Raw genomic sequence first — 25274 nt, 5'->3', positions numbered from 1 at the left:
ATTAGGCCGCTTGGTGCGTCGTCGTATCCGTCAGGATCGCATATAATGTTGCGACGTCAGAATTGGCGCGCAATTTGGAACAAATCGCTTTTTCACGCAGGGTGCGCGACACCAAAGCGAGCGCTTTTAGATGCTCGACACCAGAATTTTCTGGGGCCAGTAGAACGAAAATCAGATCAACGGGCTGACGATCAACGGCATCGAAATCCAGCGGCTTTTCCAACCGGATAAACAGGCCTTTGACATCGTCCAGATTGTGCAGGCGGGCATGGGGCAGGGCCACACCATGGCCCACGCCGGTGGGACCCAAGCTTTCGCGTTCAAGCAAGGCTTCGATGACTTTTGCAGGTTCCAGCCCAAATTGAGCCTCGGCGAGATCGCCGATTTCATGGAACAAACGCTTTTTGCTGCTCGATAACCCCAAGAGTTTAATACCCTCGGGGCTGAGTAGTTCATTTAACTGCATGTATCCGGGTCCCTAAACCCAACCGCAAAGGGCGGCTATTGGTCGTCTTTTTTGGGATCAATCCACCCTATATTGCCGTCTTCGCGGCGATACACGACATTGATTCCGCTGTGTCCCTCGTTGCGAAAAACCAGAACCGGAGCATGCGAAAGTTCCATTTGCATCACGGCCTCTCCGACAGAGATAGACGGAATTTTGGCTTCCATCTCAGCGATGATCATGGCGCTTACGTTTTCTGGTTCCACCTCTTCGACGTGGTCCGTTGCGGCGAGGATATACGAGCCCGCATCAGAAAGTTCAACCGGTTGCTGACGTTCCTTGTGGTGATCCTTCAACCTACGCTTGTATCGACGCAGCTGCTTGTCCATCTTTTCAAGTGATGAATCAAAAGCTGCATAGATTTCATGGGCATGCGCACGAGCCTGAGTTGTAAGCCCTGTGGATAAGTGAACAACGGTCTCGCAAACAAATTCATTGGCACTCTTGGAAAAGATGACCGTCGCGTCCGTTGGTCTGCCAGAATATTTATTGAGTGTATCGCCTAATTCATTTTTGACATGAATCTGTAGGGCTTCGCCAATGTCGATTTGCTTGCCGCTGATTTGATACCGCATCGTTCCTCCTGAAGTTTGGAAAATGCCTGACCTGCCCTAGAATTAGGGCGTGTAGATCAAGCTAATCGGATTGATGGCCGGCCGGTTTCCTGATGGTGTTGTGCCACAGCAGAGTGCAAGCACCCGGTCCGTCTGGCAAAGGAAAACACAATCCGTCATCCCCTACATTTGGCGCTGAATTGGGTGTGTTTGTCAATGTGGATTCAACCGACCTTGAAACCTTGACCTAAATAAACGCGACGGACGTTTTCATCCTGAACCACCTCGTCGGCGGTGCCGCTCATGAGGATTTGACCGTCATGCAGGATATAGGCGCGATCGACAATTTCCAATGTTTCACGCACGTTATGGTCGGTGATCAACACACCGATCCCACGCGATTTTAGGTCCGCAACGAGGTGGCGAATTTCGCCGACGGAAACGGGATCAACCCCGGCAAAAGGTTCATCCAGCAAGACATAATTGGGGTTTGCGGCCAAACAGCGGGCAAATTCAGCACGCCGCCGTTCCCCACCAGACAGCGCAAGCGCAGGCGCGCGGCGCAGGTGTTCGATGGAAAATTCTGACAGCAATTCCTCAAGCCGTTCCCGGCGGGTCATGCGATCTGGCTCTGAAATTTCGAGGATCGACAGGATGTTGTTTTCGACTGACAGACCCCGGAAAATCGACATTTCCTGCGGCAAATAGCCGATGCCCAGACGGGCGCGCCGATACATGGGCAGGGCTGTGACATCTTGTCCGTCGATGAAAACGCGCCCGCCTTCGGGGGTCACTAGGCCGGCAATCGAATAGAAACAGGTGGTTTTACCGGATCCATTTGGTCCAAGCAGTGCCACAGCTTCGCCGCGGGCCAAATCCATGCTCACATCCCGAATCACAAGCCGTTTGCGGTAGCTTTTGCGAAGATTGCGAATCTGCAACCCGGCGCTGCCCTGGGTGACTGTTAATTCGGGCGCTGACATCAATTGTCCCCTTGGGCAAAGACGGTGCGCACGCGGCCTTCCATTTGGGCGGTGCCGGTTTCCAAATTGACGTTCATGCGGTCTGCGGAAATTGCGCTGGGCCCTTGGGTCAACAAAACGTTGCCAGTGAGCACCAGCATGCCGGTTTCCAGATTATAATTGGCTTCGACCGCTTCTGCGGCTTCGGTTTCTGTGACCAAAGTCACGCCGCCCGTTGCCAACAATTGGGTGATGTCGCCGTTGGTGTCTGAATATCGCACCTGCACGCGCGCGGCGGCCAGACGCATGCTGCCTTGGCCGATCACGACATTTCCGGTGAAAATGGCGGTTCCGTTATCTTGGTTGACGGTCAGGCTGTCGGCGTTGACCTCGACAGGATCGGATGGATTGGCATTAAGCCCGCCCAGCGCGATCTGTGTGCCCTGAGCAATGGCCGAACCGGCAATGACAATACATGCGGCGGCGATGGAATGACGAATAAAATGCACAATACTATTCCTGATTTTGGGGGGAGTATATCAGCCGCACCCCTTCATTGAAAACCATTTGCTGCCCGTCCGACCCTTCGGGGGTTTCAATCACCAACTTACCAGCAGTCACTTGGCCATAAGGCGCGCGAATTTCAAGTCGCCCATGGGTTTCAAACCGTCCTGTTTCCAGATCGGCGGTCATGCCTTGGGTTTCCATTTTGTATCCGTTGGACGTGTCCAGACGCACCAAACCTTCTAGCTCGGCGATTTGGGTGTCAGAATTTAACATCCCTGACCCGGCGCGGATAATGGTTTGCACCCCCCCGGTGCTGCGCAATTCTGATTGCAGCGCAGAGACGTTCAAAATGCTGTTTTGATCCGCATCCGGCGCAGCGCTATGGGCGGAAAACGTAACCTCGGACCCATCGTCCGCGACGCCCGCATAATAGGGTTCCAGGATCAACTGGTCGCGCGCGATTTCTTCGAGTTCCGCATACGGGATGGTTTGGTCGCTATTTTGGCCCCGCGAAAACAGAAACATGGTCGACAACAGGGCCAGTGCGGCCAGCGGCAGGCCGACCTTGGCAAAATTCACCAATCGCGAATAAAGATCACCAGCCCCGACCAAGGATCACACCACGCCTGCGCGCAAACAGTCGTGAATGTGCAATATCCCGACCACGTTGCCCGACGTTTCAGGGTCGACAACAAACAGGCAGGTGATTTTGTATTCATTCATCACGGCGACGGCTTCCTCGGCCAGAGAATTTGAACCGATGGTCCGGGGCGCGGCGGTCATGACCTGCCCGGCTTTGCGATCCAGCAATCCATCCATGTGCCGACGCAGATCCCCGTCGGTCACGATGCCGCTAAGGTAGCCATTGTCATCCAATACGCCAACCACGCCGAACCCCTTTTGGCTGATGGTCAGCAAGGTGTCGCTCATGGGGGTGTTCACCCCAACCAAAGGCACGGCGTCGTCTTTGTGCATCAGATCGCCAACACGGGACAATTGCGCGCCCAGTTTGCCGCCGGGATGGAAGTCGCGGAAATTATCGGCCGTGAATGCCCGGTGTTTCATCAACGCGATCGCCAGAGCGTCCCCCATGGCCAGGGTCAATGTGGTGGACGTGGTTGGGACCACGCCATGACCACAGGCTTCGCCCAGCTTTGGGATCATCAGAAACGCGTCTGCCGCTGTCATCAAGCTGCTGTTGGGGCGGCTGGACAGGCCGATCAACGGGATGGCAAAGCGGCGCGTATAGGCCAGCAGATTGGCCAGTTCTGGCGCCTCGCCGGAATTGGAAATCGCCAGAACCACATCTGCCTTTGTGACCATGCCCAGATCGCCATGGGATGCCTCGGCGGGATGGACAAACTGCGCCGGGGTCCCGGTGCTGGCCAATGTGGCGGCGATTTTGCGCGCGATATGCCCGGATTTACCGATGCCACTGACAATCACCCGGCCTTTGGCTTTTAGGATCAGGTCAATGGCATCGCAAAATTTGTCATCCAGCGATGTGGCCAGCACAACCAGCGCCTCGGCCTCTTCGGTGATGACCTGACGGGCGGTGGTCAGAAAGGCCTCTCGATCCGTCATATCAATGCGAAAATATGTCGATTTCGGGCCAGCCCGCCAGATCAAGCTGCGCACGCATTGGCAGGAAATCAAAGCAGGCCTGCGCCATGTCCATCCGGCCTTCGCGGATCAGGCGTTCGTTCAGCGCGTCGCGCAGTTTATGCAGATAGAGCACATCCGAAGCCGCATAATCCAGCTGTGCCTCGGTCAAGGTCGGGGCACCCCAATCGCTGCTTTGCTGATGCTTGGAAATGTCGACGTTCAGCAATTCCTGCAACAGGTTTTTCAACCCGTGACGGTCCGTATAGGTCCGCACCATTTTGGAAGCGATTTTGGTGCAATAAACCGGGGCTGTGACCGCGCCAAAGGCGTTTTGCATCGCGGCAATGTCAAACCGGCCAAAGTGAAACAGTTTCAACACATTTGGGTCGGTCAGCATTTTGCACAGGTTTGGTGCCTCTGTTTGGCCTTTGGCGATCTGAACCAGATGGGCATTGCCATCCCCGCCGGACATCTGGATCACGCACAGACGGTCGCGATGCGGGTGCAGCCCCATCGTTTCACAATCAATGGCAACAACTGGACCCAGATCCAGATCGTCAGGTAGGTCGTTTTGATAAAGTGTATTGGCCACAGGCGCGCCCTTTCAGTTCTGTTCTCTGTCAGATACGCGCCTTATGGCTTTGCATCAACTCTGGTTCGCACCACGCGGGGCGGCGAGGATCAAAATGATCGATCCCAGCACTGCCGCCAATGTGGATGCGATTAGGATCGACAGTTTGACCGATTCCAGTTGCGTGCCGGTAAACGCGGCCGACCCAATAAAGATCGACATGGTAAAGCCAACCCCCGCCAAGAACCCCGCGCCGATGATTTGCGCCCAGTTGATTTCGGGCGACATCTTGGCGATCCCGGTTTTGACGGCGATCCAGACGATCAGGAAAATCCCCAGTGGTTTGCCGATCAGCAGCCCGGCCATCACCCCTAATGCCTCTGGGGCCATGGGGGAAAACGTCGATCCGATGATCAGGATGCCGGTGTTGAAAAACGCAAACAAGGGCAGGATCATAAAGTTGGACCAGTTTTCCAGCGCATGTTGCAGGTGAAATCCGGGGTCCCGCAACCGGTCGATCGCAGATTGCAGCCGCACCAGCGCGCCATGCCCAATCGTGGCATTTGGCCCCTGAATTTCTGCGTCAAACACCGCGGCGGCTTGGGCGGCGACGCCTTCCATGTTGGCGGATCGTCGGGATGGGATTGCCAGCGCGGTCAACACCCCAGCCAGCGTCGCATGCAGCCCGCTTTGATAGACAAAGTACCACAAGAACACGCCCAGAATGATATAAGGCACACGCGCATAAACCCGGCCCCGGTTCAGGCCCATCATCACCGCAAAGATCGCAACGGCAATCAAGAACGCATCCATTTCAAAGCCATGACCATAGAAAATCGCAATGACCAGAATGGCGCCCAGATCATCGGCAATCGCCAAAGCTGAGACAAAGATTTTCAACGATGTCGGCACGCGTTTGCCCAGCAGCGCCATAATCCCAAGGGTAAAGGCGATGTCAGTGGCCATAGGCACACCCCAGCCATGGGCGGTGTCCTGCCCCCAATTGATCGCGACATAGATCCCCGCAGGCACAATCATCCCGCCGATTGCGCCCATGATCGGCAGCATCGCGCGTGACATGTCAGACAATTCGCCATCCACCATTTCACGTTTGATTTCGATCCCAACCAACAGGAAAAACAGCGCCATGAGGCAGTCGTTAATCCAATGTTCCAGCGACATTTTGAACATCGCATCGCCGAACGAGATTTTTAGATAGGTCGTGCGCAATTCTTCGTAGGCATCGTGCCAACCGATATTGGACAGGATCAACGCCGCAAGGGTGGCAAGAACCAGCACAAAACCCGCAGAGGCAGCCCAGTGGAAAAATTCACTTGTGGCGCGTTGCAGGCGCACGCCCAGCGGTTTTTCGATCGCCTCGGCCAGCGAAGTTTCATCCCAGGCGCCATCATATTCGCGACCGTCGATAAACAAGGTCGGCATGTGATGCACACCGGCCCGTTGGGCCGAATTGCGGTCATCCGCCAGTCGATCAGTCGTGTCATCAGAATGCAAATCCGCGCGGAATTGGTCCATGTTCAATTCCAGCGATTCCGCCAATGCAATCACCAATGCTTCGGAATAGCGGGGTGGGCGCGAAAACAAAGCCCGATACATTTCGATGAACCGACCCTGCTGATGCGCCGCGATGGCAGCGCGGGCGGCGATTTCGGCGTTTAAATCGGCCGCGCCGCTGGGCAAAAACCGCACGGCTAAATCGGTTTTTTGGGGGGCAAACCGTTCTGCAGCGCGCACCAATAGGTCCCGCACCCGCCGCGTGGTGATCCCGGTAAAGTCGATATACCACACCAGCTTTGCGCGGGTTCGGGTCGTGGGTTCGCTCTGAAGCAAGAATATGTCGCGACCTGCGTCGAAACCCGAACGTTCTATATCGGCCATTTGTGTCCCTAAAGTTAAGTATGACGTGGAAATAGGCTTAAAACACCGCGCTTCAAGCGGTGTGTTGCGAAAACCAAATCGCTGTTGAGAATTTACATCGCAAACAGGTGCCATTGGTTTTTGCGACGCAACGGCACAATCCAAATCCCTAGCTAGAATGAAAAGGGGGACTTAAAACGGAAAACCATTCTGTTTCCCGCGGGGCAGAGGTCCTTGGGAGGGGAAAACATGGATATTTTGGTTTCGGTGGTGCTGCCGCTTGGGTTGGCATTCATCATGTTCACATTGGGCATCGGCCTGACGATCGCTGATTTTTCGCGGGTGGGGAAACGTCCGTTGGCCTTTGCGATTGGGGCGCTGAACCAAGTGATCCTGTTGCCGATTGTCGCCTATCTAAGCGTTCTGGTATTTGGCATTTCGGCGGAACTGGCCGTTGGGTTCATGATCCTTGCGGCCTGTCCGGGTGGCGTGACCAGCAACATCCTCTCGAAATTGGCCAAAGGGGATGTGGCTCTTTCTGTTTCCCTCACGGCGGTGATCAGTTTGCTGAGCGTGATAACTGTGCCGTTTATCCTTAGCTTTTCGGTCGACAGGTTCATGGGGGCAGAGGCGCCAGATGTGGACATTGCCAAAACGGCGATCACCATGTTTGCGCTGACGGTGGTTCCGATCTTGCTTGGGCTTGGCCTGCGGGCGGTTGCGCCGACATTGATCCCAAAGGCGGAACCCATGTTGGGCCGGCTGGCGACAATCCTGTTTGTGATTATTGTGCTGGCGGCGGTTGCCGGAAACTGGACGATGTTTGTTGAAAATCTGGTGGTCATCGGACCGGCCTTGGTTGCTTTGTTGGCGACCCTGACCTGCGTCGGGTTTTTTGTTGCGCGCCTGTTGGGTCGCAGCGTGACCGAAGCCAAAACGATTTCCGTGGAAACCGGTGTTCAAAACAGCACGCTTGGCATTGCGATTGCGGCCATCATCGTTGGCAGCAGCGATGGCTTTAGCGTCTATGCACTGCCATCGGCGGTCTATGGCATCGTTATGTACCTGATAATTTTGCCGGTGGTTTTTGTGTACCGCCGCATTGATTAAACCATCGGAGCAACATCATGAACACTTCTGACGTTATCATTGTAGGCGGTGGGCTTGCGGGGCTTGTGGCTGCTGCAGAACTGGCGGATCGCGGGAAGTCTGTGATCATCATTGACCAAGAACCAGAGGCGTTTCTGGGCGGACAGGCATTCTGGTCGCTGGGCGGGCTGATGTTGGTCGATAGCCCAGAACAAAGGCGCATGGGCATCAAAGACAGCCGCGAACTGGCCCTGCAGGATTGGTTTGGATCCGCGCAGTTTGACCGCCCAGAGGATGAATGGCCCCGCAAATGGGCCGAAGCCTATGTGGATTTTGCCGCAGGTGAAATGCGGCCATGGCTTTATCAGATGGGGATGCGGTGGTTCCCGATTGTGGGCTGGGCTGAACGCGGGGGCAGTTTTGCGTCCGGGCACGGCAATTCCGTCCCCCGGTTTCATCTGACATGGGGCGTTGGCCCCGCAACACAGGCGCCGTTTGAACGCCGGGTGCGCGAACATCAGGCCGCGGGGCGGATTCAGCTGAAATTCCGGCATCGCTGTTCCCATATCATCATGGAAGCCGGGGCCGCCAAAGGGGTGTCGGGGGAAATTCTGGCGCCAGATACAGCGTCGCGCGGCCAGAAAACCAACCGCGACATCGTCGGAAGTTTTGAGCTGCGCGCCGCATCTGTTTTGGTCACATCCGGGGGGATCGGTGGCGATTTCGATCTGGTGCGCAAATCATGGCCGACCGAACGGCTGGGCCCCGCACCCAAAGAAATGATTGCTGGCGTGCCGGCACATGTGGATGGTCGCATGGTTGGCATTAGTCAGGCGGCGGGGGGCAATCTGATCAACAATGACCGTATGTGGCATTACACCGAAGGGGTGAAAAACTGGGATCCGATCTGGCCCAACCATGGCATTCGCATTCTGCCCGCGCCATCGTCGATGTGGTTTGATGCAACGGGCAACCGGTTCCCGGCCCCGTCCTATCCGGGTTTTGATTCCTTGGGGTCGCTCAAGATGATCTTGGACACGGGGTATGATTATTCGTGGTTCATCACGACACAGAAAATCGTCAAAAAGGAATTCGCCCTTTCGGGGTCCGAACAAAACGCGGATTTCGCCGAAAAAAGCTGGATCAAGGTGCTGCAGCAGCGGATTTTGAACAAAAAAGCGACCCCAGCAGTTGAAGCGTTCAAAGAGCATGGTGAAAACTTTGTTGTGGCCGATACCTTGGCTGAACTGGTGGGCAAGATGAACCAGATGCAGGGCAACGATCTGTTGCCGCTGGATAAAATAGAAGCCGAGATCAAAGCCCGTGATCTGCAGGTCGACAACGCCTTTACCAAGGATGCCCAGATCATGGCGATCCATGCGGCGCGCAATTATCGTGGGGACAAATTGCAACGGACCGCAAAGCTGCACAAAATCCTCGATCCCCAAAATGGCCCGCTGATTGGGATCAAGCTAAACATCATCACCCGCAAAACGTTGGGCGGATTGCAAACGGATCTGAACAGTCAGATGTTGAATGCCCAAGGCGCGCCCATTGAGGGCCTGTTCGCGGCAGGCGAAGTCGCTGGTTTTGGCGGCGGTGGATATCACGGATATAACGCGCTGGAAGGGACGTTTTTGGGCGGGTGCATTTTCTCTGGGCGACAGGCGGGGCGGGCGGACACAATCGCCTAAGGTTGTGGGTCATCGGTCAGGTAGCCCGACAGGTATCCTTCTAGAACTTTGGTCAATTCCTGCGAATAGGGCCGCGATGCGTCGCGGTCTTTTTGTGCTGCGATCAAATCCTCCATGGAGAGGGCGATTTGAATGGTTGTGTTTGCCACCACAGCCGGGTTGCCGCCATGAAATCCATCCCCGCCCATGGCAAGTCGGTGAGATGGTTGTTAGATCACAGAACTATCGCGGGATATAATCGTAAGAACGGTATTGTTGGCGGACATAACAAAAATGCCTTTGACAGCGCGATTGCTATTGAAAGTGGACGTGTTACAGGAAGGTATTCCGATCCCACGATGCCAGGAGTTGAAACAATCACCTATCTGGTTGCCGCGAGAATTTGGGCAGGAGATATCATCGATGGTGAATTCCGTGCGAGAACCTACCAAAAGACGGTTTACGATCCTGCTGTATTGAGTGATCAGAGAGTTGCGCAGATGAGTGTTCAAGCCAGTCAACGCGCAACCTTCTCGGAAAATTCTTCTCAAGCGACAGTCACGATTGATTGGTTTAAGTTTCGAGTACATCGCAACCAAGATACCAACAGCGTTACAAACGTCCATTTAACCCATCAATAGAAGAAGGTGGTATGCTTAGTCACTGGCGGTCAATTAAAGATACCTTGGTGATATAATAATAATGATTATTGGCGATAAAGTGCAATTTGGATTCTTTTTTAACAAAGTCCTTGAAGCTGAGATGTACCAATTAAACGAAGGTTACTTTGTTCATCTTCCAAAAGCCTTGATTGATGACCATGTATATCAAGGTAGCGTTGAAAATTCTTGGAAACCCAAACTTGAGCCTATCAGACATCGGTTTCACGCCAGCGGCTCGACCTCGCACACACCAAGTCATTCCGCGATGTGAAAACTGTGTTAACGTGTTCGGAACGGAATGATGCTTTATGATGCTGAAGATTCTGTAGGATTGGACATTGACTGGTTTGCAGTCGATACCGAAGGCAAAATTGCTCATTTTGCCACTGGTGGAGTGGGCTTCTTACCTGCTGAAACTGGGAAGGACTTGCAAGCTGCAGACGCTGCTTTCGATGTCTTGTTCGCTGCAAATGAGACCACTAGCACGATCATTATCGAAGAAAACCTACCGATTTTTTCTAGTGATGAGAAAAGATCGCAATACATTACTGCCTTTGAAAACATGGCGAAGCGTGGTTACTTCAGCTACGATGTAGCTGATCCAAGTGTACAAAACTCACACTATGTGCTTGTTGCTGCGCCAATCAAACCAGCTTTGCTAGCCGCATCTGCGTGCGATGAGGCACAAAGAGCTACAGTTCCGTTTTTTTGCAGCGGTGTTTTTGACAAGGATCGACTGCGTGTCGTGGCAAATGATTGGCTGGCCAATACCTAAACTTACCTTTCCAACTTCATCAAGAAAATAGACATTTGTCTACAATATCCGCTCCTGAGCTAACCGTTTCTCCCATTGGTCTTTGATGCGGATTTAGGCTTGGTATTCGAGAAAATATTGGATTAGTTTGGTTCCCTCTGAAGGCTCACTAGTGTTCTTGCTGCCCTGAGTGTCTGCTTTCGATCACCCTACCTTGCGCCAATCTGACCCGGTACAGAATTGGAAAAATCTTGGCCGGTTTGGATCGTTTGCCAAACTTTGCGCATGCTGTTACCGGAACGGATCGATCGAAATCAGGTCTCTGCTGGGTGCATTCTGAAAAACAAGGGTAATTTGGGATTTAATGGTGCCCAGAAGAGGACTCGAACCTCCACGTCCATACGGACACTAGCACCTGAAGCTAGCGCGTCTACCAATTCCGCCATCTGGGCACGGGTTGGTGAAGGGGCGTTTACGCCGCACTGCGCATCCTGTCAACGCGAATCCTTGGGTTTTTTCATAAACCGTCAATCTAGTTGGGAATACCACTGTAACTGCGCGCAAATGCGCCTTGTTTGTCGGGCAGGGCGGGGATAAACCAAAGAAGATCTTTGCAAGGATATAACTATGACCAAGCTTGTCACCATTTTCGGCGGTTCCGGCTTTGTTGGGCGCTACATCGCCCGCCGTATGGCCAAAGAAGGCTGGCGCGTGCGCGTTGCCACCCGTGACCCAAACGAAGCATTGTTTGTGAAACCTTATGGTGCGGTTGGTCAGGTTGAACCCGTGTTTTGCAACATTCGCGACGACGACAGTGTCCAAGCCGCCATTCAGGGCGCGTCCGCGGTTGTGAATTGTGTGGGTGTCCTTGAGGAAAAGGGCAAGAACACGTTTTTAGCCGTGCAGGCAGACGGGGCCGACCGGGTTGCATTATTCGCGGCCAAAGCTGGCGTTGAAAATTTTGTGCATGTATCGGCAATTGGTGCATCCCAAGAGGGCGCATCGGAATATTCCCGGTCCAAAGCTGCGGGCGAAGCGCATGTGCTGCGTCACATGCCAAACGCGGTCATTCTGCGTCCATCGATTATTTTTGGCACCGAGGATCAATTCTTTAACCGCTTTGCGGGCATGACCCGTTGGGGGCCGGTGTTGCCCATTGCCAAGGCTAACACCAAATTCCAACCGGTCTTTGTGGATGATGTGGCACAGGCGGCTGTCATGGGCGCGCTGGGCACAGCGGCACCGGGTGTCTATGAATTGGGCGGTCCCGATGTGGACACGTTCCGTGGCCTGATGGGGCGCATGTTGACGGTTATTCGCAAGCGGCGCTTGGTTCTGGGCATGCCCGGATTTGTGGCCAAACTGGTGGCGCTGTTTGGTGGCTGGGGGCAGACGCTGTCGCTAGGCATCGTAAAAACGCCGATCACGTCGGATCAGCTGAAATCGCTGAGCAGTGACAACATCGTTTCTGAGGGCGCGCAGGGATTTGACGCGCTGGGCATTACCCCACGCAACATGTCAGCGATCCTGCCGGATTACCTGTGGCGGTTCCGTCCATCCGGGCAATATGACGCGATCAAAGAATCCGCGCAAAATCTGAAAGCTTACGAATAAGCGATCACAAGCAAAACCACGCCCAATGCGATTCGATAGATCACATAGGGCGTGAAGCTGACCGATTTTAGCAACCGCATCATCAGGCTCAGCGCGGCGAGCGCCGCAAAGCATGACATGACAGCGGCAATCGCCCCATCCCGCGCAGCGGCGACATCGGCGGTTGCGATCACTTCGATTCCCAACAAAACACCAGACGCAAATATGGTCGGGATCGACATCAGCATTGCCAATTTTGCGCCATCACTGCGATTGTAACCCAATTGACGTGCGGCGGTGATCGTGGCCCCAGACCGGGATGTGCCGGGGATCAGAGCCACGGCCTGCCACAACCCCATGATGATCGCATCGCGCAGTGACCAATCATCGGCCTTTTTGCTGGTCCCGCCTTTTTGGTCGGCGATATACAGGACGATACCGAAAATCAGCATGGTCCAGCCGATGACGGTGATGGACCGCATTGCATCGCTTAGTCCTGTGATCTTCAGGATTAGGCCAAATGCAATGGCGGGGATGGTGGCGATCATCAACAGGAACGCCAGCTTGGATCCCGGTGTATCAATGCGACCGGTTAACATGCGCGGCGTGCCCGCGAGCCCGATTTTGACGTCCTGCCAAAAATACAGAATCACCGCGACCAATGTGCCCACATGGACTGATACATCGATCACCTGCCCCTGATCTTGGATTCCTAAAAACCGAGGTAGCAGAATCAGATGCCCCGAGGATGACACCGGAAGGAATTCTGTGATGCCCTGAATCAGGGCGACGAGGAAAAGATGAAATAGGGGCATAAAAAACCTGCTGATTCGTTGGCCCCAACCTAAATCATTGGAGTCGTGGGGAAAGAGTTCAGATAGGTCGCAATTCGGACCTAAATTTTCTGCATTTTTTGAATATTTAGGTTCACGGAGTGATATTTTCGAAATATAGGTAAGTCATGCTGACTTTTCATCCGGTGAAAACCAGATTAAACGGAGCGTCCAATCAGATTGCGGAGGATTTAGCCGTGGCAAAGCAGAAGATGTTGAAATTTATTTCGGTCGACCGGGATATGCCAGAGAAACGCGAAGCGACTCTGCGCAAGGAAGATTTCAATGAGATTTATGCCGAATTTGCGACGGCGAAAGCCGAAGAGCAAGCCAGCCGGTGCAGCCAATGTGGCGTGCCGTATTGCCAATCCCATTGTCCGTTGCACAATAACATTCCCGATTGGCTGCGCCTGACCGCCGAGGGCCGCCTACAAGAAGCGTATGAAGTGTCGCAAGCCACCAACACGTTTCCAGAAATCTGTGGTCGGATTTGTCCGCAAGATCGTCTGTGCGAAGGCAATTGTGTGATCGAACAATCCGGCCATGGCACCGTGACCATCGGATCGGTCGAAAAATATATCACCGACACGGCCTGGGAAAACGGTTGGGTTCTGCCCGTTTCACCGACCCAAGAGCGTAGCGAAAGCGTCGGCATCATTGGCGCAGGCCCCGGTGGTCTGGCCGCAGCGGATCACCTGCGTCGCGCAGGCGTTCAGGTCACGGTGTATGACCGTTATGACCGTGGCGGTGGCTTGCTGACCTATGGCATCCCCGGCTTTAAGCTGGAAAAAGACGTGGTCATGCGGCGCATGGATCAGCTGGAAAAATCCGGCGTTGAATTTGTGCTGAACTGCAATGTCGGCGTTGATCTGTCCTTTGATGATATTCGCGCCAAACATAATGCGGTTCTGATCGCGACGGGTGTTTATAAAACACGTGACTTGCAAGCGCCCGGTTCCGGGGCCGCTGGCATTGTCCGTGCGATTGATTATTTGACTGCGTCCAACCGCAAATCCTTTGGCGATGATGTGCCGGAATATGACAGCGGCGAATTGAATGCGACGGGCAAAAAGGTCGTCGTGATTGGCGGCGGTGATACGGCCATGGATTGTGTGCGCACAGCCATTCGTCAGGGCGCGGACAGCGTGAAATGCCTTTATCGTCGTGACAAAGCCAACATGCCCGGATCCCAACGCGAAGTGCAAAACGCCGAAGAAGAAGGCGTGGATTTCGTTTGGTTGAGTGCCCCCAAAGGCTTCACTGGGGATGCGGTAAATGGCGTGATGGTTCAGAAAATGCGTCTGGGCGCCCCGGATGCGTCCGGTCGCAGCATGCCGGAATTGATCGAAGGGTCCGATTACGTCGAAGAGGCGGATCTGGTTGTGCAGGCGCTGGGCTTTGAGCCTGAGGATCTGCCGCAGCTTTGGGGTGTTGATGGGTTGGAAGTCACCCGGTGGGGCACCGTAAAAGCGGACTTTGGCACCGGACAAACCAGCCTCGATGGGGTGTTTGCCGCCGGTGATATCGTGCGCGGTGCCAGCCTGGTGGTTTGGGCGATCCGTGATGGACGCGACAGCGCCGAGGCGATTTTGGACCACTTGTCGGCATCTGCCAGCGTTGCGGCGCAATAACCCACACAGAACGTTAACAAAAATTCACACCAAGAAAGGAGAACAGCGATGATACGATCCCATGACAGCGTCTTTGCTGTTTTCAATGATTTCGGAGTGACTTTTATGATCCGCGTTTTGCCGTTTCTATTGTTGGCCAGCCCTGCATTTGCCCAAACGTTTCATCTGCCCGCCGGTTGCGAAGCCTATCTGACGGTGCAGGGCAAAGGGTGCTATGTCAGCCACCATTTTACCTGTGAAAACGACCCTGCCGGTTTGCAGCGTCGTGTGTCCATGGGCGAAGAGGGGCTGTTTTACGCCGGTGCAATTGACGCCGAAACCCAGTGGATCGAAAGCTATCACATCGGCACAGATCACGTCGAAGAGCTGGAGCAAAGCCCGGTTGATCCGGCGAATATGACCGAACTGATGGACACGGAAATCGATACCTATGATTTTCGCACACACAGCGCTGAAATCGGCACAACACGGTATGTTGGGCGCGATACTTTGACCGGTCAAACAGTGGAAATCGACGGGATTCAACTGTTTGAAACCACCTACGATATTCGTGCCTATGACCAATCCGGAAACGAGCTTTGGCATTCGGTGGGCCGTGAATTCATTTCGCCGCAATGGCGGATGTTCCTGTCCGGAATTGGCCGCACCAGCGTGGGCGCAGACAGCTGGGAAACTGATGAAACACCGGTTGAATTCATCTTTCCGGGCGAACCGGGGTTTTTGTCGTCGAACCCAAAATATGATTGCGGTGTCATGATGTCCAAGTTGGAGATTTCACAATGAATTTTTGCGTGAAAACAGCGGCTATTTCGGCGCTTTGGGCCGGCACCATGTCCGTAGCGTCTGTGTCTGCGCAGACCTATCAGCTGCCCGAAGGCTGCGCCGGATATCTGACCATCCAACAACGCGGCTGCGTGGTTTCCAATCACTACACCTGCGAAGCCGACCCTACGGGCCATCAATGGCGTGTCGATTTCATGGAAAACGGTCCGGTTTTCGGCAGCTTGATTGATGGTGACACACAATGGCTGCAAAGCCTGAGCCTGTTCAGCGGTCAAATCACCGAATTGCAGGCCGATCCACCCGATCCCGCATCGCTGGATGAATTGCTGGAAACGGGCATCGATACCTATGATTTCACCACCATTTCCCCCGATGGGGCTGTAACGCGGTGGCGCGGCGCGGATGTGCTGACAGGTGAAACGGTGGTAATCGACGGCCAAGAGTTGCTGTTGATGACCTATACCAGCGAAAGCGACACACCGGACGGACGGTTTCGCAACGAAGGCGTGAACTATGTCGCGCCGCAATGGCGTCTATTCCTGCCCGGCATTTCCAAGAGCTTTACCTCCGATGGGGATGCGCTTCCTGAATCTGACAACACGCCGGTATCGTTTATTTTTCCGGGTGAACCCGGCTTTTTCAGCCAGAACCCGATCTATGATTGCGGCGTGCAGGACACGTCGTTTCCCGCCCTAATAACCCCGCGGGATGTGACCCAAAACTGACGTCGCCTGCCAAAACGCACACACGCCAGATACCAAAAGCTAATGACCGAGGCCGAGACGAAAAGATGGTCGTCACGCCACAAGAAGGAGAGCCAACATGACCAAATTTGACGCTAAATGGGCCAAAGCCGAGACCGAAAAGCGTAAATGGCTGGCCGAAAATGGGCTGTATTCCCAAGAGGAAGAAAAAGCCAATTGCGGCGTTGGGCTGGTTGTGTCCATCGACGGCGAACAGTCACGCAAAGTTGTGGAAAACGGCATCGCCGCATTGAAGGCGATCTGGCACCGTGGGGCTGTGGATGCGGATGGTAAAACCGGTGACGGCGCGGGCATCCACCTCGAAATTCCGGTGGATTTTTTCTATGATCAAATCCGCCGCACGGGTCACGAACCCAAAATGGATCAGCTGATTGCCGTTGGTCAGGTGTTCCTGCCGCGCACTGATTTTGGGGCTCAGGAAACCTGCCGGACCATCGTCGAAACCGAAGTTCTGCGGATGGGCTACTATATTTATGGCTGGCGCCATGTGCCGGTCAATGTGGCCTGTTTGGGGGATAAGGCCAACGCGACCCGCCCGGAAATCGAACAAATCCTGATTTCGAATTCCAAAGGTGTGGACGAAGAAACATTTGAGCGCGAGCTGTATGTCATTCGCCGTCGCATCGAAAAAGCCGCGGCCGCCGCGCATATTAACGATCTGTATCTGGCGTCGCTCAGTTGCCGGTCGATCATCTACAAAGGGATGATGCTGGCTGAACAAGTGGCCGATTTTTATCCCGATCTGCTGGATGAGCGGTTCAAATCGACCTTTGCGATTTATCACCAGCGGTACTCCACCAACACATTCCCACAATGGTGGTTGGCCCAGCCGTTCCGCATGTTGGCCCATAACGGCGAAATCAACACGCTCAAGGGCAACCTGAACTGGATGAAATCCCATGAAATCCGCATGGCGTCAGCGTCATTTGGGGATCATGCCGAAGACATCAAACCCATCGTCGCAGGCGGATCATCGGATTCGGCGGCTCTGGACGCGGTGTTCGAAGTGTTGGTGCGCGCCGGTCGGTCCGCGCCGATGGCCAAAACCATGTTGGTCCCAGAAAGCTGGTCCAAGCAAGCCACCGAACTGCCCGATGCGTGGCGTGACATGTATTCCTACTGCAACTCTGTGATGGAGCCATGGGATGGTCCGGCCGCGCTGGCGATGACAGATGGCCGCTGGGTATGCGCCGGTCTGGACCGCAACGGTTTGCGGCCCATGCGTTATGTCGTAACGGGTGACAACCTGCTGATCGCGGGATCTGAGGCAGGTATGGTTCCTGTTGACGAAGCGACGATCGTCGAAAAAGGCGCGCTTGGCCCCGGTCAATTGCTGGCCGTCGACATGAAAGAAGGCACGCTGTTCCACGACACAGAAATCAAAGACAAACTGTCAGCCGCCCAGCCATTTGGCGAATGGGTTGGTAAAATTGTTGACCTCGAAGAAACGCTGGCGAATGTCGACGAAAAGCCGATCTTTGCCGGTGCGGAATTGCGCAAACGTCAGATTGCGGCAGGGTATTCCATCGAAGAACTGGAACAAATTTTGGCGCCCATGGCCGAGGATGGCAAAGAAAGCCTGGCCTCGATGGGGGATGACACACCGTCGGCGGTTCTGTCGAAAATGTATCGCCCGCTCAGCCATTTCTTCCGTCAGAATTTCTCTCAGGTGACAAACCCACCGATTGACAGCCTGCGTGAATACCGGGTGATGAGCCTGAAAACACGGTTCGGGAACCTGAAAAACGTGCTGGACGAAAGCAGCGCGCAAACCACAATTATCGTGCTGGACAGTCCCTTTGTTGGCAATGCCCAGTGGGAAGCGTTGACCGAAAACTTCAACTCTTCTTTGGTTGAAATCGACTGTACCTTCCCGGCGGGCGGCGGTGATACGGCCCTGCGCGCCGCGTTGGATCGTGTGCGCTCAGAGGCCGAGGATGCAGTGCGGTCCGGTGCGGGGCATCTGGTTCTGACCGACCAACACCAGGGCGCTGACAAAGTTGCGATGCCGATGATTTTAGCCACGTCTGCTGTGCATTCATGGCTCACAGAAAAAGGTTTGCGCACCTTTAGCAGTCTGAATGTGCGATCCGCCGAATGTGTTGATCCGCATTACTTTGCGGTTCTGATCGGCTGTGGTGCGACCGTCGTAAACGCCTATCTGGCCGAAGATTCACTGGCAGATCGGATCGAACGCAACCTGCTGGATTGCGATCTGAACGAAGCCATTAAACGCTATCGGTCAGCCATCGATCAGGGTCTGTTGAAAATCATGGCCAAGATGGGGATTTCGGTTCTGTCCTCCTATCGTGGTGGTCTGAATTTCGAAGCCGTCGGACTAAGCCGCGCCATGTGTGCCGAATTTTTCCCCGGTATGACGTCGCGGATTTCCGGCATCGGTGTCAGCGGTATCCAACGCAAAGCCGAAGGTGTACACGCCAAAGGGTTCCTTGGCGGTCAGGATGTTTTGCCAATCGGTGGGTTCTATAAATCCCGCCGGTCCGGTGAAAAACACGCTTGGGAAGCGCAGACCATGCACATGTTGCAGGCGGCCTGTAACCGCAGCAGCTATGAGCTGTGGAAACAGTATTCATCGTCGATGCAGGCCAATCCGCCGATCCATTTGCGGGATTTGCTGGCGATCAAACCCTTGGGCGACGCGGTGCCAATCGAAGAGGTCGAAAGCATCACATCGATCCGCAAACGGTTTGTGACACCGGGCATGTCGCTGGGCGCGCTTAGCCCTGAGGCGCATAAAACCCTGAACGTGGCGATGAACCGGATTGGCGCCAAATCGGACAGTGGTGAGGGCGGCGAAGATCCCGCACATTTCCACCCAGAACCCAATGGCGACAACCCATCTGCGAAAATCAAACAGGTGGCGTCTGGTCGGTTCGGTGTCACAGCCGAATACCTGAACCAATGCGAAGAGCTGGAAATTAAGGTTGCGCAGGGGGCGAAACCCGGCGAGGGCGGCCAGCTGCCCGGCATGAAGGTCACCGACCTGATTGCGCGCTTGCGTCATTCGACCAAAGGCGTGACGCTGATTTCACCACCGCCGCATCACGACATCTATTCGATCGAGGATCTGGCCCAGCTGATCTATGATCTGAAACAGATCAACCCGCGTTGCAAAGTGACTGTTAAACTGGTGGCGTCGTCTGGTGTGGGCACAATCGCCGCAGGTGTGGCCAAGGCCAAGGCCGACGTGATCCTGATTTCTGGTCACAATGGCGGCACAGGCGCGTCGCCTGCGACGTCGATCAAATATGCGGGTCTGCCATGGGAAATGGGCCTGACCGAAGCGCACCAAGTGTTGGCGATGAACAACCTGCGCGAACGTGTGACCCTGCGGACCGATGGTGGCCTGCGCACCGGGCGTGACATTGTCATGGCCGCGATGCTGGGCGCCGAAGAATACGGTATCGGCACCGCTGCGTTGATCGCGATGGGCTGTATCATGGTCCGTCAATGTCAGTCCAACACATGCCCTGTGGGGGTTTGTACGCAGGATCAGGCGCTGCGTGATAAATTCACCGGCTCAGCGGATAAGGTCGTCAATCTGATCACATTCTATGCCACCGAAGTGCGTGAAATCCTGTCGGAAATCGGCGCGCGGTCATTGGATGACGTGATTGGGCGGGCCGATTTGTTGACCCAAGTGTCACGTGGATCGGCGCATCTGGATGATCTGGATCTGAACCCGCTGTTGATCACCGTCGATGGCGCGCAGCACATCACCTATGATCGCAATAAACCCCGCAACGCCGTGCCAGACACGCTGGATGCGGAGATCGTCAAAGATGCGGCGCGTTTCCTAGAAGATGGGGAAAAGATGCAGCTGGAATATGCGGTGCAAAACACGCTGCGGACCATCGGCACACGCACGTCGTCGCATATCGTGAAAAACTTTGGCATGCGCAACACGCTGCAAGAGGATCACCTGACCGTCAAACTCAAAGGGTCGGCGGGGCAGTCCTTGGGTGCGTTTGCCGCGCCGGGGCTGAAACTCGAAGTGTCGGGCGATGCCAACGATTATGTCGGCAAAGGCCTGTCAGGCGGTACCATTGTTGTGCGTCCACCCATGGCCAGCCCGCTGGTTGCGGCCAACAACACGATCATCGGCAACACCGTGCTATACGGGGCCACGGATGGCTATCTGTTTGCGGCGGGTCGCGCCGGCGAACGGTTTGGCGTGCGTAACTCGGGCGCTAAGGTCGTGATCGAAGGCTGCGGATCAAACGGGTGTGAATACATGACCGGCGGCGTTGCTGTGATCCTTGGCTCGATCGGGGCGAACTTTGGGGCTGGGATGACCGGCGGCATGGCCTATCTCTATGATCCCGATCAGGTGTCTGGCCCGCTGTTGAACATGGAAACACTGGTGACATGCGCCGTGACCGTCAGCCATTGGGAAGACCAGCTAAAAGGTCTGATCGAACGTCATCTGGAAGAAACCGGAAGCCGTCGCGCTGCAGATATTCTGCAGCATTGGGAACTGGAAAAATCCAATTTCGTGCAGATTTGTTCAACCGAAATGCTGGACAAATTGCCCGCGCCACTGGGCATCGAAGATCAGGCGATCCCGGCTGAGTAAGCCAATCAAAAATTCAGAAACAGGCGGTGCCATTTGGTGCCGCCTTTTTCGTTCAGGAAGATTTAGGGTGTTTGCCCCATAGTGAACCTATCCGTGGGTCTTCAGAAGGTGGGCCGGTCCACAGGTTTCACATACAGAACGTTTCGTGAGCTTTGATTTCAGCATCCGGTGACGTTCATGTTCCACGCTTTTCGACAAAATGGTCCGACACCACCTGCGGGGTGTTTTGGCTCGGGTGCGCAATTGCTCACCCCAGAAGGGTACCGACAAGTCGAAGATCTGAGCTGTGGTGATCTGGTGATTGTTGGCGATGGGGGGCATCGACGGATTGAAAGCGTGATTTCGGTGCAAACCCGCGGGGTCGGCTATCACGCCCCAATTTTGGTTTTGCCTGGCGCGTTGGGCAACAAAGGGATGCTAACCCTAAGCCCCGGAACCCGGGTGCGTGTTGTCGGCTGGAAGGCGCAGCTGCATCGTGATCGTGAATCCGCAATTTTGCCGATCGACGAATTGGTCAATGGCAGCTCGATTGTACGCGAAGAGAAACGCAAAATGCAGTGGCATCACGTGTCCTGCCAAAATCCGCAATTGCTGACCTTTTCGGGGCTGCAGGTTGAATGCACTGATCCACAGGTCAACATGTCCCAACAAAACGCCAAATTGTTCCAGATCGAAGTGCGCTAACGCCATTTGCCCCACGGGGTCGAAAACAACGGGCGAAATTTCGCCCCAATTTGTCTCAATTTTTCTTCACAACTCCCAATTCGTGACCAATTCACATCCTAGCAACGCCGTGGATCGTATTTGACTACACTCGTCGTCAGGAAAGACTTATGTTGGCCACATGGCAAAGAAGAGCAGTAAAAAAACCACCGAGCCAAAGGCCAAACGTTTCCAACCTCTGCGTTGGTTGCGGCGTTGGACGTTGCGCATCGGGGGGGGGATTGTCTTGTTTGTCCTGTTGATTGTGGCGCTGTTTAGCGTCGTGAACCCGCCAACCACCTATTACATCGTGTCCGAAGGCAGCCGTTTGGGTGGCGTGGATCGGGACTGGGTGCCGATGGAACAAATCGCGCCGGTCATGGCGCGCGCTGCGGTCGCCGCAGAGGATGCCGATTTTTGCGAACATTGGGGGCTGGACGTTTCAGCGATCCAGTCCGCCATCGAATCGGGCGGGGATCGGGGCGGATCAACGATCAGCCAGCAAACCGTCAAAAACGTCTTTCTCTGGCATGGCCGCACCTACACGCGCAAAGCGCTTGAGGCGATGATCACCCCGGTTGTGGAATTGCTTTGGTCAAAGCAGCGGATACTAGAGGTCTATCTGAACATCGCGGAATTTGACGAAGGCGTGTTTGGCGTTCAAGCCGCATCACAACATTATTTTGGCGTGGATGCGGCGGATCTTTCTTCGGTTCAGGCTGCCCGTTTGGCGGCGATCCTGCCTGCGCCAAAATCGCGATCTGCCTCAAACCCCAGCAGCTTTGTCCGCAATCGTGCGGCAGGAATCATCGACGGGGCGGCGACAATTCGGGCGGATGGGCGCGCAGATTGCTTTGAATAACGCGTTGGGCGCTTGAAAATCGGATCACTTCGGGGCAAGACAGACCTGTCCCCAAGTATGAGATTTCGATGAATCGCCTTTACCATTACGCCCTGTCTCCTTATTCGCGCAAAGTCCGGTTGGTTCTGGCCGAGAAAAAGATCGAGGTTGAGCTGGTCGAGGAAAAATACTGGGAACAGGACCCGGATTTTTTGCGCCGCAATCCAGCTGGCAAGGTGCCGATCCTGAAGCTGGGCAATAAAACCTTGTCTGACAGTTCCGCGATTTGCGAGTTTCTAGAAGAGGCGTATCCCGATCCTGCTTTGCTGCCCAAATCGGCTGATGCCCGCTACGAAGTGCGCCGACTGGTTGCGTGGTTTGACGACAAATTTCACGCCGAGGTCACATCGAAACTGATGGGTGAACGCGTGTTTCGCAAGGTGATGGGCACCGGATATCCCGACAGCGCCAATGTCAAAGCCGGGTCGCGTGCGATCAAATATCATCTGGATTACATGACGTGGCTGTTGGATCAACGCCGTTGGTTGGCGGGCAATGACATGTCGATGGCGGATTTTGCCGCCGCCGCCCATCTAAGCTGTTTGGATTACATTTCTGATGTGGATTGGAACCGCTCTGAGGTCGTCAAAGATTGGTACGCCAAAATCAAGTCCCGCCCTGCCTTTCGGTCCTTGCTGGCCGATCAGGTGCCCGGATTTTTGCCGCCTGCGCATTATGCCAATCTTGATTTCTAACGCACCCAAATTTGGGGGTCCGTCGTGGACCTAAAACAAAAGCTGTACGCATTTGCGATCGAGGCCGGGTTTGCCAAAATGGGCATTTGCCGCCCGGATGCGAACCCACACTTGCCGGACCTGCTGGATCAATATGTCGCCAAAGGGCGGCATGGACAGATGGCCTGGATGCAGGAACGGATGCAGTGGCGTGCCGATCCTGCCGCGCTGTGGCCGGATGCGAAATCGGTCATCATGCTGGCCGAAGTTTACACGCCCGACCATGATCCGCTGGCGATTTTACAACGTCCCGATCGCGGGGCGATTTCGGTCTATGCGGGTCAAAAGGATTATCATGACATCGTCAAAAAGCGTCTGAAACGGGTCGGGCGCTGGCTGATCGAACAGGACCCAGAGGCCCAGATCAAAGTGTTTGTCGACACCGCACCAGTGATGGAAAAACCACTGGGCGCGTCTGCCGGGTTGGGCTGGCAGGGCAAACATACCAATCTGTTGGGCCGTGATCTGGGGTCTTGGTTTTTTTTGGGCGCGATTTTCACGACGTTGGAATTGCCCATTGATGAACCGGGACAGGAACAATGCGGGTCCTGCACGGCCTGTCTGGATATTTGCCCAACCAAGGCGTTTCCCGCGCCGTTTCAATTGGATGCGAGACGCTGCATTTCCTATTTGACCATCGAACACAAAGGTCCGGTGGATTTGGAATTGCGCCCCGCATTGGGCAATCGCATCTATGGCTGCGACGATTGTTTGGCGGTGTGCCCATGGAACAAATTCGCCCAAACCGCCAGCGAGGCACGCTATAAAACCCGCGATGAATTGCGCGCACCCCGATTGGCGGAATTGGCAGCGCTGGATGATCCATCCTTTCGCACGATGTTTTCGGGTTCCCCTGTGAAACGGGTTGGGCGGGATCGGTTTGTGCGCAATGTGCTGTATGCGATTGGCAATTCTGCCGACGCGTCTTTGATTGAAACGGCACGTGATTTGACGCGTGACGCTGATGAAACAGTCGCGGATGCCGCGCGTTGGGCTGTCGCCCAGTTGGAGCTTTTATGAACCCCGCCCGCGGTATTTTTCTAATGATTTCGGCCATTACGGTTTTCACGATTATGACCGCATTTATCAAAGAGGCAGGGCGCGTTCCCGCAGGCCAAGCGGTGTTTTTCCGGTCCTTTCTGTCAATTCCTGTGATCCTGATTTGGATGAAAATGCAGGGTGAATTTCCAGCGGCGTTGAAAACCAATCGGCTGGGCAGTCATGCCGTGCGGTCACTGGCGGGCAGTGTCGCGATGGGGCTGGGATTTGCCGGGTTGAAATACCTGCCCCTGCCCGAAGTCACCGCAATCCGGTTTGTCACACCGGTGGTGATGGTCATTCTGGCCGCCATTATGCTGGGCGAACGACTGCGGATGATCCGTATTTCGGCGGTTTTGGTTGGATTGATCGGCGTGGTGATCATCACAGCCCCCCGGTTTTCGTCAGGCTTTGCCAATGCGGCGGCGCTTGGGGCGATACTGACGCTGGGGTCCGCTTGTATGGCCGCATTGGCGCAGGTGTTTATCAAATCCATGTCGGGGCAGGAAAAGGCGACGACAATTGTGTTCTATTTCGGGGTGACGGCGACGTTTCTGTCCCTGTTCACCATTCCCTTTGGCTGGGTTTGGCCCACCGGATATGAGGCAAGTTTGCTGATTGGCGCAGGCCTGGTGGGCGGGATCGGGCAGCTATTGCTGACGTCGTCCTATCGATTTGCCGATGCGGGGGTGTTGGCGCCGTTCACCTATGTCAGCATGTTGTGGTCGCTGCTGATTGGCTATGTCTGGTTCGCAGAAACGCCCACATGGCCGATGATGGCCGGGGCAACGTTGATCATCGCCGCCGGGGCCGTGATCGTGTGGCGTGAACAGCAATTGGGCCAAGGCAACACCGCCGAACGCAAAGTCAAAGCCAAACGGTGGCAATAAAAAACCGCGCCGGATGGGGCGCGGTTTGATGATTTTTCGGTGGGCGCG

The 25274-nt window shown here is 54.9% G+C and carries 25 protein-coding genes and 1 tRNA gene; 15 read left to right on the top strand and 11 right to left on the bottom strand.

The genetic code is table 11. From position 1 onward, the window contains the following. Position 1 precedes the first annotated feature (1 nt). The 8 genes from AB1F12_RS16330 to nhaA form a co-directional block, all read right to left on the bottom strand. Positions 2-466 (bottom strand): PTS sugar transporter subunit IIA, encoded by a 465-nt coding sequence (locus tag AB1F12_RS16330; RefSeq protein WP_368185476.1) that lies wholly within the window; start codon positions 464-466, stop codon positions 2-4. Positions 467-501: 35 nt separating this feature from the next. Then, entirely contained in the window at positions 502-1080 is a 579-nt protein-coding gene (raiA, locus tag AB1F12_RS16325; protein WP_368185474.1) for a ribosome-associated translation inhibitor RaiA, read from the bottom strand. A gap of 203 nt (positions 1081-1283) precedes the next feature. After that, positions 1284-2042: an LPS export ABC transporter ATP-binding protein gene (lptB, locus tag AB1F12_RS16320; RefSeq protein ID WP_368185473.1), complete on the bottom strand. Its 759-nt coding sequence runs from the start codon at positions 2040-2042 to the stop codon at positions 1284-1286. Then, the gene (gene lptA / locus AB1F12_RS16315; protein ID WP_368185471.1) at positions 2042-2530 is read right to left on the bottom strand and encodes a lipopolysaccharide transport periplasmic protein LptA; all 489 of its coding nucleotides are present in this window, start codon (positions 2528-2530) and stop codon (positions 2042-2044) included. Before lptA ends, lptB begins: the two co-directional genes overlap by 1 nt. A 4-nt stretch (positions 2531-2534) precedes the next feature. Next, entirely contained in the window at positions 2535-3140 is a 606-nt protein-coding gene (gene lptC / locus AB1F12_RS16310) for an LPS export ABC transporter periplasmic protein LptC (protein ID WP_368185470.1), read from the bottom strand. Between the two features lie 3 nt (positions 3141-3143). Further along, positions 3144-4112, bottom strand: coding sequence for an SIS domain-containing protein (locus AB1F12_RS16305; protein ID WP_368188397.1), 969 nt, complete (start codon positions 4110-4112; stop codon positions 3144-3146). A 1-nt stretch (position 4113) separates the two neighbouring features. Further along, positions 4114-4725 (bottom strand): ribonuclease D, encoded by a 612-nt coding sequence (locus tag AB1F12_RS16300; protein ID WP_368185469.1) that lies wholly within the window; start codon positions 4723-4725, stop codon positions 4114-4116. A 54-nt stretch (positions 4726-4779) separates the two neighbouring features. Further along, a complete protein-coding gene (gene nhaA, locus AB1F12_RS16295; RefSeq protein WP_368185467.1) occupies positions 4780-6603 on the bottom strand; it encodes a Na+/H+ antiporter NhaA in 1824 nt (607 codons plus the stop codon). Positions 6604-6831: 228 nt separating this feature from the next. Between nhaA and AB1F12_RS16290 the strand changes: the two genes are divergently transcribed. Both AB1F12_RS16290 and AB1F12_RS16285 read left to right on the top strand, forming a co-directional pair. After that, a complete protein-coding gene (locus AB1F12_RS16290) occupies positions 6832-7692 on the top strand; it encodes a bile acid:sodium symporter family protein (RefSeq protein WP_368185465.1) in 861 nt (286 codons plus the stop codon). Between the two features lie 17 nt (positions 7693-7709). Continuing rightward, entirely contained in the window at positions 7710-9365 is a 1656-nt protein-coding gene (locus AB1F12_RS16285) for an FAD-binding dehydrogenase (RefSeq protein WP_368185463.1), read from the top strand. Here AB1F12_RS16285 and AB1F12_RS16280 read toward each other — a convergent pair. Then, positions 9362-9553, bottom strand: a complete 192-nt coding sequence (locus AB1F12_RS16280; RefSeq protein ID WP_368185461.1) for a hypothetical protein — start codon at positions 9551-9553, stop codon at positions 9362-9364. The two genes, AB1F12_RS16285 and AB1F12_RS16280, sit on opposite strands and share 4 nt — an antisense overlap. On the opposite strand from AB1F12_RS16280, the gene AB1F12_RS16275 reads away from it, so the two are divergent. The 3 genes from AB1F12_RS16275 (at position 9533) to AB1F12_RS16265 (ending at position 10781) form a co-directional block, all read left to right on the top strand. Then, a complete protein-coding gene (locus AB1F12_RS16275; protein ID WP_368185460.1) occupies positions 9533-9985 on the top strand; it encodes a CdiA family toxin C-terminal domain-containing protein in 453 nt (150 codons plus the stop codon). The two genes, AB1F12_RS16280 and AB1F12_RS16275, sit on opposite strands and share 21 nt — an antisense overlap. Positions 9986-10046: 61 nt before the next feature. Continuing rightward, entirely contained in the window at positions 10047-10277 is a 231-nt protein-coding gene (locus AB1F12_RS16270; protein ID WP_368185459.1) for a hypothetical protein, read from the top strand. A 27-nt stretch (positions 10278-10304) separates the two neighbouring features. After that, positions 10305-10781: a hypothetical protein gene (locus AB1F12_RS16265; protein ID WP_368185457.1), complete on the top strand. Its 477-nt coding sequence runs from the start codon at positions 10305-10307 to the stop codon at positions 10779-10781. Between the two features lie 344 nt (positions 10782-11125). Here AB1F12_RS16265 and AB1F12_RS16260 read toward each other — a convergent pair. After that, positions 11126-11212, bottom strand: a tRNA-Leu gene (locus AB1F12_RS16260). A 175-nt stretch (positions 11213-11387) separates the two neighbouring features. Here AB1F12_RS16260 and AB1F12_RS16255 point away from each other — a divergent pair. Next, positions 11388-12374: a complex I NDUFA9 subunit family protein gene (locus AB1F12_RS16255; RefSeq protein ID WP_368185456.1), complete on the top strand. Its 987-nt coding sequence runs from the start codon at positions 11388-11390 to the stop codon at positions 12372-12374. On the opposite strand, the gene AB1F12_RS16250 is transcribed toward AB1F12_RS16255, so the two are convergent. Continuing rightward, positions 12365-13168 (bottom strand): undecaprenyl-diphosphate phosphatase, encoded by an 804-nt coding sequence (locus AB1F12_RS16250; RefSeq protein ID WP_368185454.1) that lies wholly within the window; start codon positions 13166-13168, stop codon positions 12365-12367. The two genes, AB1F12_RS16255 and AB1F12_RS16250, sit on opposite strands and share 10 nt — an antisense overlap. Positions 13169-13383: 215 nt before the next feature. Between AB1F12_RS16250 and AB1F12_RS16245 the strand changes: the two genes are divergently transcribed. The 9 genes from AB1F12_RS16245 (at position 13384) to AB1F12_RS16205 (ending at position 25226) form a co-directional block, all read left to right on the top strand. Continuing rightward, a complete protein-coding gene (locus AB1F12_RS16245; RefSeq protein ID WP_368185453.1) occupies positions 13384-14817 on the top strand; it encodes an NAD(P)-dependent oxidoreductase in 1434 nt (477 codons plus the stop codon). A gap of 48 nt (positions 14818-14865) precedes the next feature. Further along, complete coding sequence (locus AB1F12_RS16240; protein ID WP_368185452.1) at positions 14866-15600, top strand: hypothetical protein; 735 nt, start codon at positions 14866-14868, stop codon at positions 15598-15600. Next, a complete protein-coding gene (locus tag AB1F12_RS16235; RefSeq protein ID WP_368185451.1) occupies positions 15597-16325 on the top strand; it encodes a hypothetical protein in 729 nt (242 codons plus the stop codon). The genes AB1F12_RS16240 and AB1F12_RS16235 overlap by 4 nt, the downstream gene beginning before the upstream one ends. A 97-nt stretch (positions 16326-16422) precedes the next feature. After that, positions 16423-20961, top strand: a complete 4539-nt coding sequence (gene gltB, locus AB1F12_RS16230; RefSeq protein WP_368185450.1) for a glutamate synthase large subunit — start codon at positions 16423-16425, stop codon at positions 20959-20961. A gap of 177 nt (positions 20962-21138) precedes the next feature. Next, on the top strand, positions 21139-21645 hold the full coding sequence (locus AB1F12_RS16225) for a Hint domain-containing protein (RefSeq protein ID WP_368185448.1): 507 nt from the start codon (positions 21139-21141) through the stop codon (positions 21643-21645). Positions 21646-21805: 160 nt separating this feature from the next. Next, positions 21806-22525, top strand: a complete 720-nt coding sequence (gene mtgA / locus AB1F12_RS16220; protein ID WP_368185446.1) for a monofunctional biosynthetic peptidoglycan transglycosylase — start codon at positions 21806-21808, stop codon at positions 22523-22525. 68 nt (positions 22526-22593) lie between these two features. Beyond that, positions 22594-23259 (top strand): glutathione S-transferase family protein, encoded by a 666-nt coding sequence (locus AB1F12_RS16215; RefSeq protein ID WP_368185444.1) that lies wholly within the window; start codon positions 22594-22596, stop codon positions 23257-23259. Between the two features lie 78 nt (positions 23260-23337). Next, on the top strand, positions 23338-24318 hold the full coding sequence (gene queG / locus AB1F12_RS16210) for a tRNA epoxyqueuosine(34) reductase QueG (RefSeq protein WP_368188396.1): 981 nt from the start codon (positions 23338-23340) through the stop codon (positions 24316-24318). Then, positions 24315-25226, top strand: coding sequence for a DMT family transporter (locus AB1F12_RS16205; protein ID WP_368185442.1), 912 nt, complete (start codon positions 24315-24317; stop codon positions 25224-25226). Before queG ends, AB1F12_RS16205 begins: the two co-directional genes overlap by 4 nt. Positions 25227-25274 lie beyond the last annotated feature (48 nt).

The sequence above is a fragment of the Aestuariibius sp. HNIBRBA575 genome (assembly GCF_040932005.1).
In the GTDB taxonomy this organism is placed as follows: domain Bacteria; phylum Pseudomonadota; class Alphaproteobacteria; order Rhodobacterales; family Rhodobacteraceae; genus CANLNM01.
The sequence above is the reverse complement of the archived record's forward strand: the minus strand, read 5'-3'. Positions and strand labels throughout refer to the sequence as shown.

Excerpts from the sequence above, each read along its gene's own strand:
- AB1F12_RS16330 (WP_368185476.1), bottom strand. The coding sequence starts at position 466 with ATGCAGTTAAATGAACTACTCAGCCCCGAGGGTATTAAACTCTTGGGG.
- raiA (WP_368185474.1), bottom strand. The coding sequence starts at position 1,080 with ATGCGGTATCAAATCAGCGGCAAGCAAATCGACATTGGCGAAGCCCTA.
- lptB (WP_368185473.1), bottom strand. The coding sequence starts at position 2,042 with ATGTCAGCGCCCGAATTAACAGTCACCCAGGGCAGCGCCGGGTTGCAG.
- AB1F12_RS16305 (WP_368188397.1), bottom strand. The coding sequence starts at position 4,112 with ATGACGGATCGAGAGGCCTTTCTGACCACCGCCCGTCAGGTCATCACC.
- nhaA (WP_368185467.1), bottom strand. The coding sequence starts at position 6,603 with ATGGCCGATATAGAACGTTCGGGTTTCGACGCAGGTCGCGACATATTC.
- AB1F12_RS16290 (WP_368185465.1), top strand. The coding sequence starts at position 6,832 with ATGGATATTTTGGTTTCGGTGGTGCTGCCGCTTGGGTTGGCATTCATC.
- AB1F12_RS16285 (WP_368185463.1), top strand. The coding sequence starts at position 7,710 with ATGAACACTTCTGACGTTATCATTGTAGGCGGTGGGCTTGCGGGGCTT.
- AB1F12_RS16275 (WP_368185460.1), top strand. The coding sequence starts at position 9,533 with ATGAAATCCATCCCCGCCCATGGCAAGTCGGTGAGATGGTTGTTAGAT.
- AB1F12_RS16280 (WP_368185461.1), bottom strand. The coding sequence starts at position 9,553 with ATGGGCGGGGATGGATTTCATGGCGGCAACCCGGCTGTGGTGGCAAAC.
- AB1F12_RS16270 (WP_368185459.1), top strand. The coding sequence starts at position 10,047 with ATGATTATTGGCGATAAAGTGCAATTTGGATTCTTTTTTAACAAAGTC.
- AB1F12_RS16265 (WP_368185457.1), top strand. The coding sequence starts at position 10,305 with ATGATGCTTTATGATGCTGAAGATTCTGTAGGATTGGACATTGACTGG.
- AB1F12_RS16255 (WP_368185456.1), top strand. The coding sequence starts at position 11,388 with ATGACCAAGCTTGTCACCATTTTCGGCGGTTCCGGCTTTGTTGGGCGC.
- AB1F12_RS16250 (WP_368185454.1), bottom strand. The coding sequence starts at position 13,168 with ATGCCCCTATTTCATCTTTTCCTCGTCGCCCTGATTCAGGGCATCACA.
- AB1F12_RS16240 (WP_368185452.1), top strand. The coding sequence starts at position 14,866 with ATGATACGATCCCATGACAGCGTCTTTGCTGTTTTCAATGATTTCGGA.
- AB1F12_RS16235 (WP_368185451.1), top strand. The coding sequence starts at position 15,597 with ATGAATTTTTGCGTGAAAACAGCGGCTATTTCGGCGCTTTGGGCCGGC.
- gltB (WP_368185450.1), top strand. The coding sequence starts at position 16,423 with ATGACCAAATTTGACGCTAAATGGGCCAAAGCCGAGACCGAAAAGCGT.
- AB1F12_RS16225 (WP_368185448.1), top strand. The coding sequence starts at position 21,139 with ATGTTCCACGCTTTTCGACAAAATGGTCCGACACCACCTGCGGGGTGT.
- mtgA (WP_368185446.1), top strand. The coding sequence starts at position 21,806 with ATGGCAAAGAAGAGCAGTAAAAAAACCACCGAGCCAAAGGCCAAACGT.
- AB1F12_RS16215 (WP_368185444.1), top strand. The coding sequence starts at position 22,594 with ATGAATCGCCTTTACCATTACGCCCTGTCTCCTTATTCGCGCAAAGTC.
- queG (WP_368188396.1), top strand. The coding sequence starts at position 23,338 with ATGGGCATTTGCCGCCCGGATGCGAACCCACACTTGCCGGACCTGCTG.
- AB1F12_RS16205 (WP_368185442.1), top strand. The coding sequence starts at position 24,315 with ATGAACCCCGCCCGCGGTATTTTTCTAATGATTTCGGCCATTACGGTT.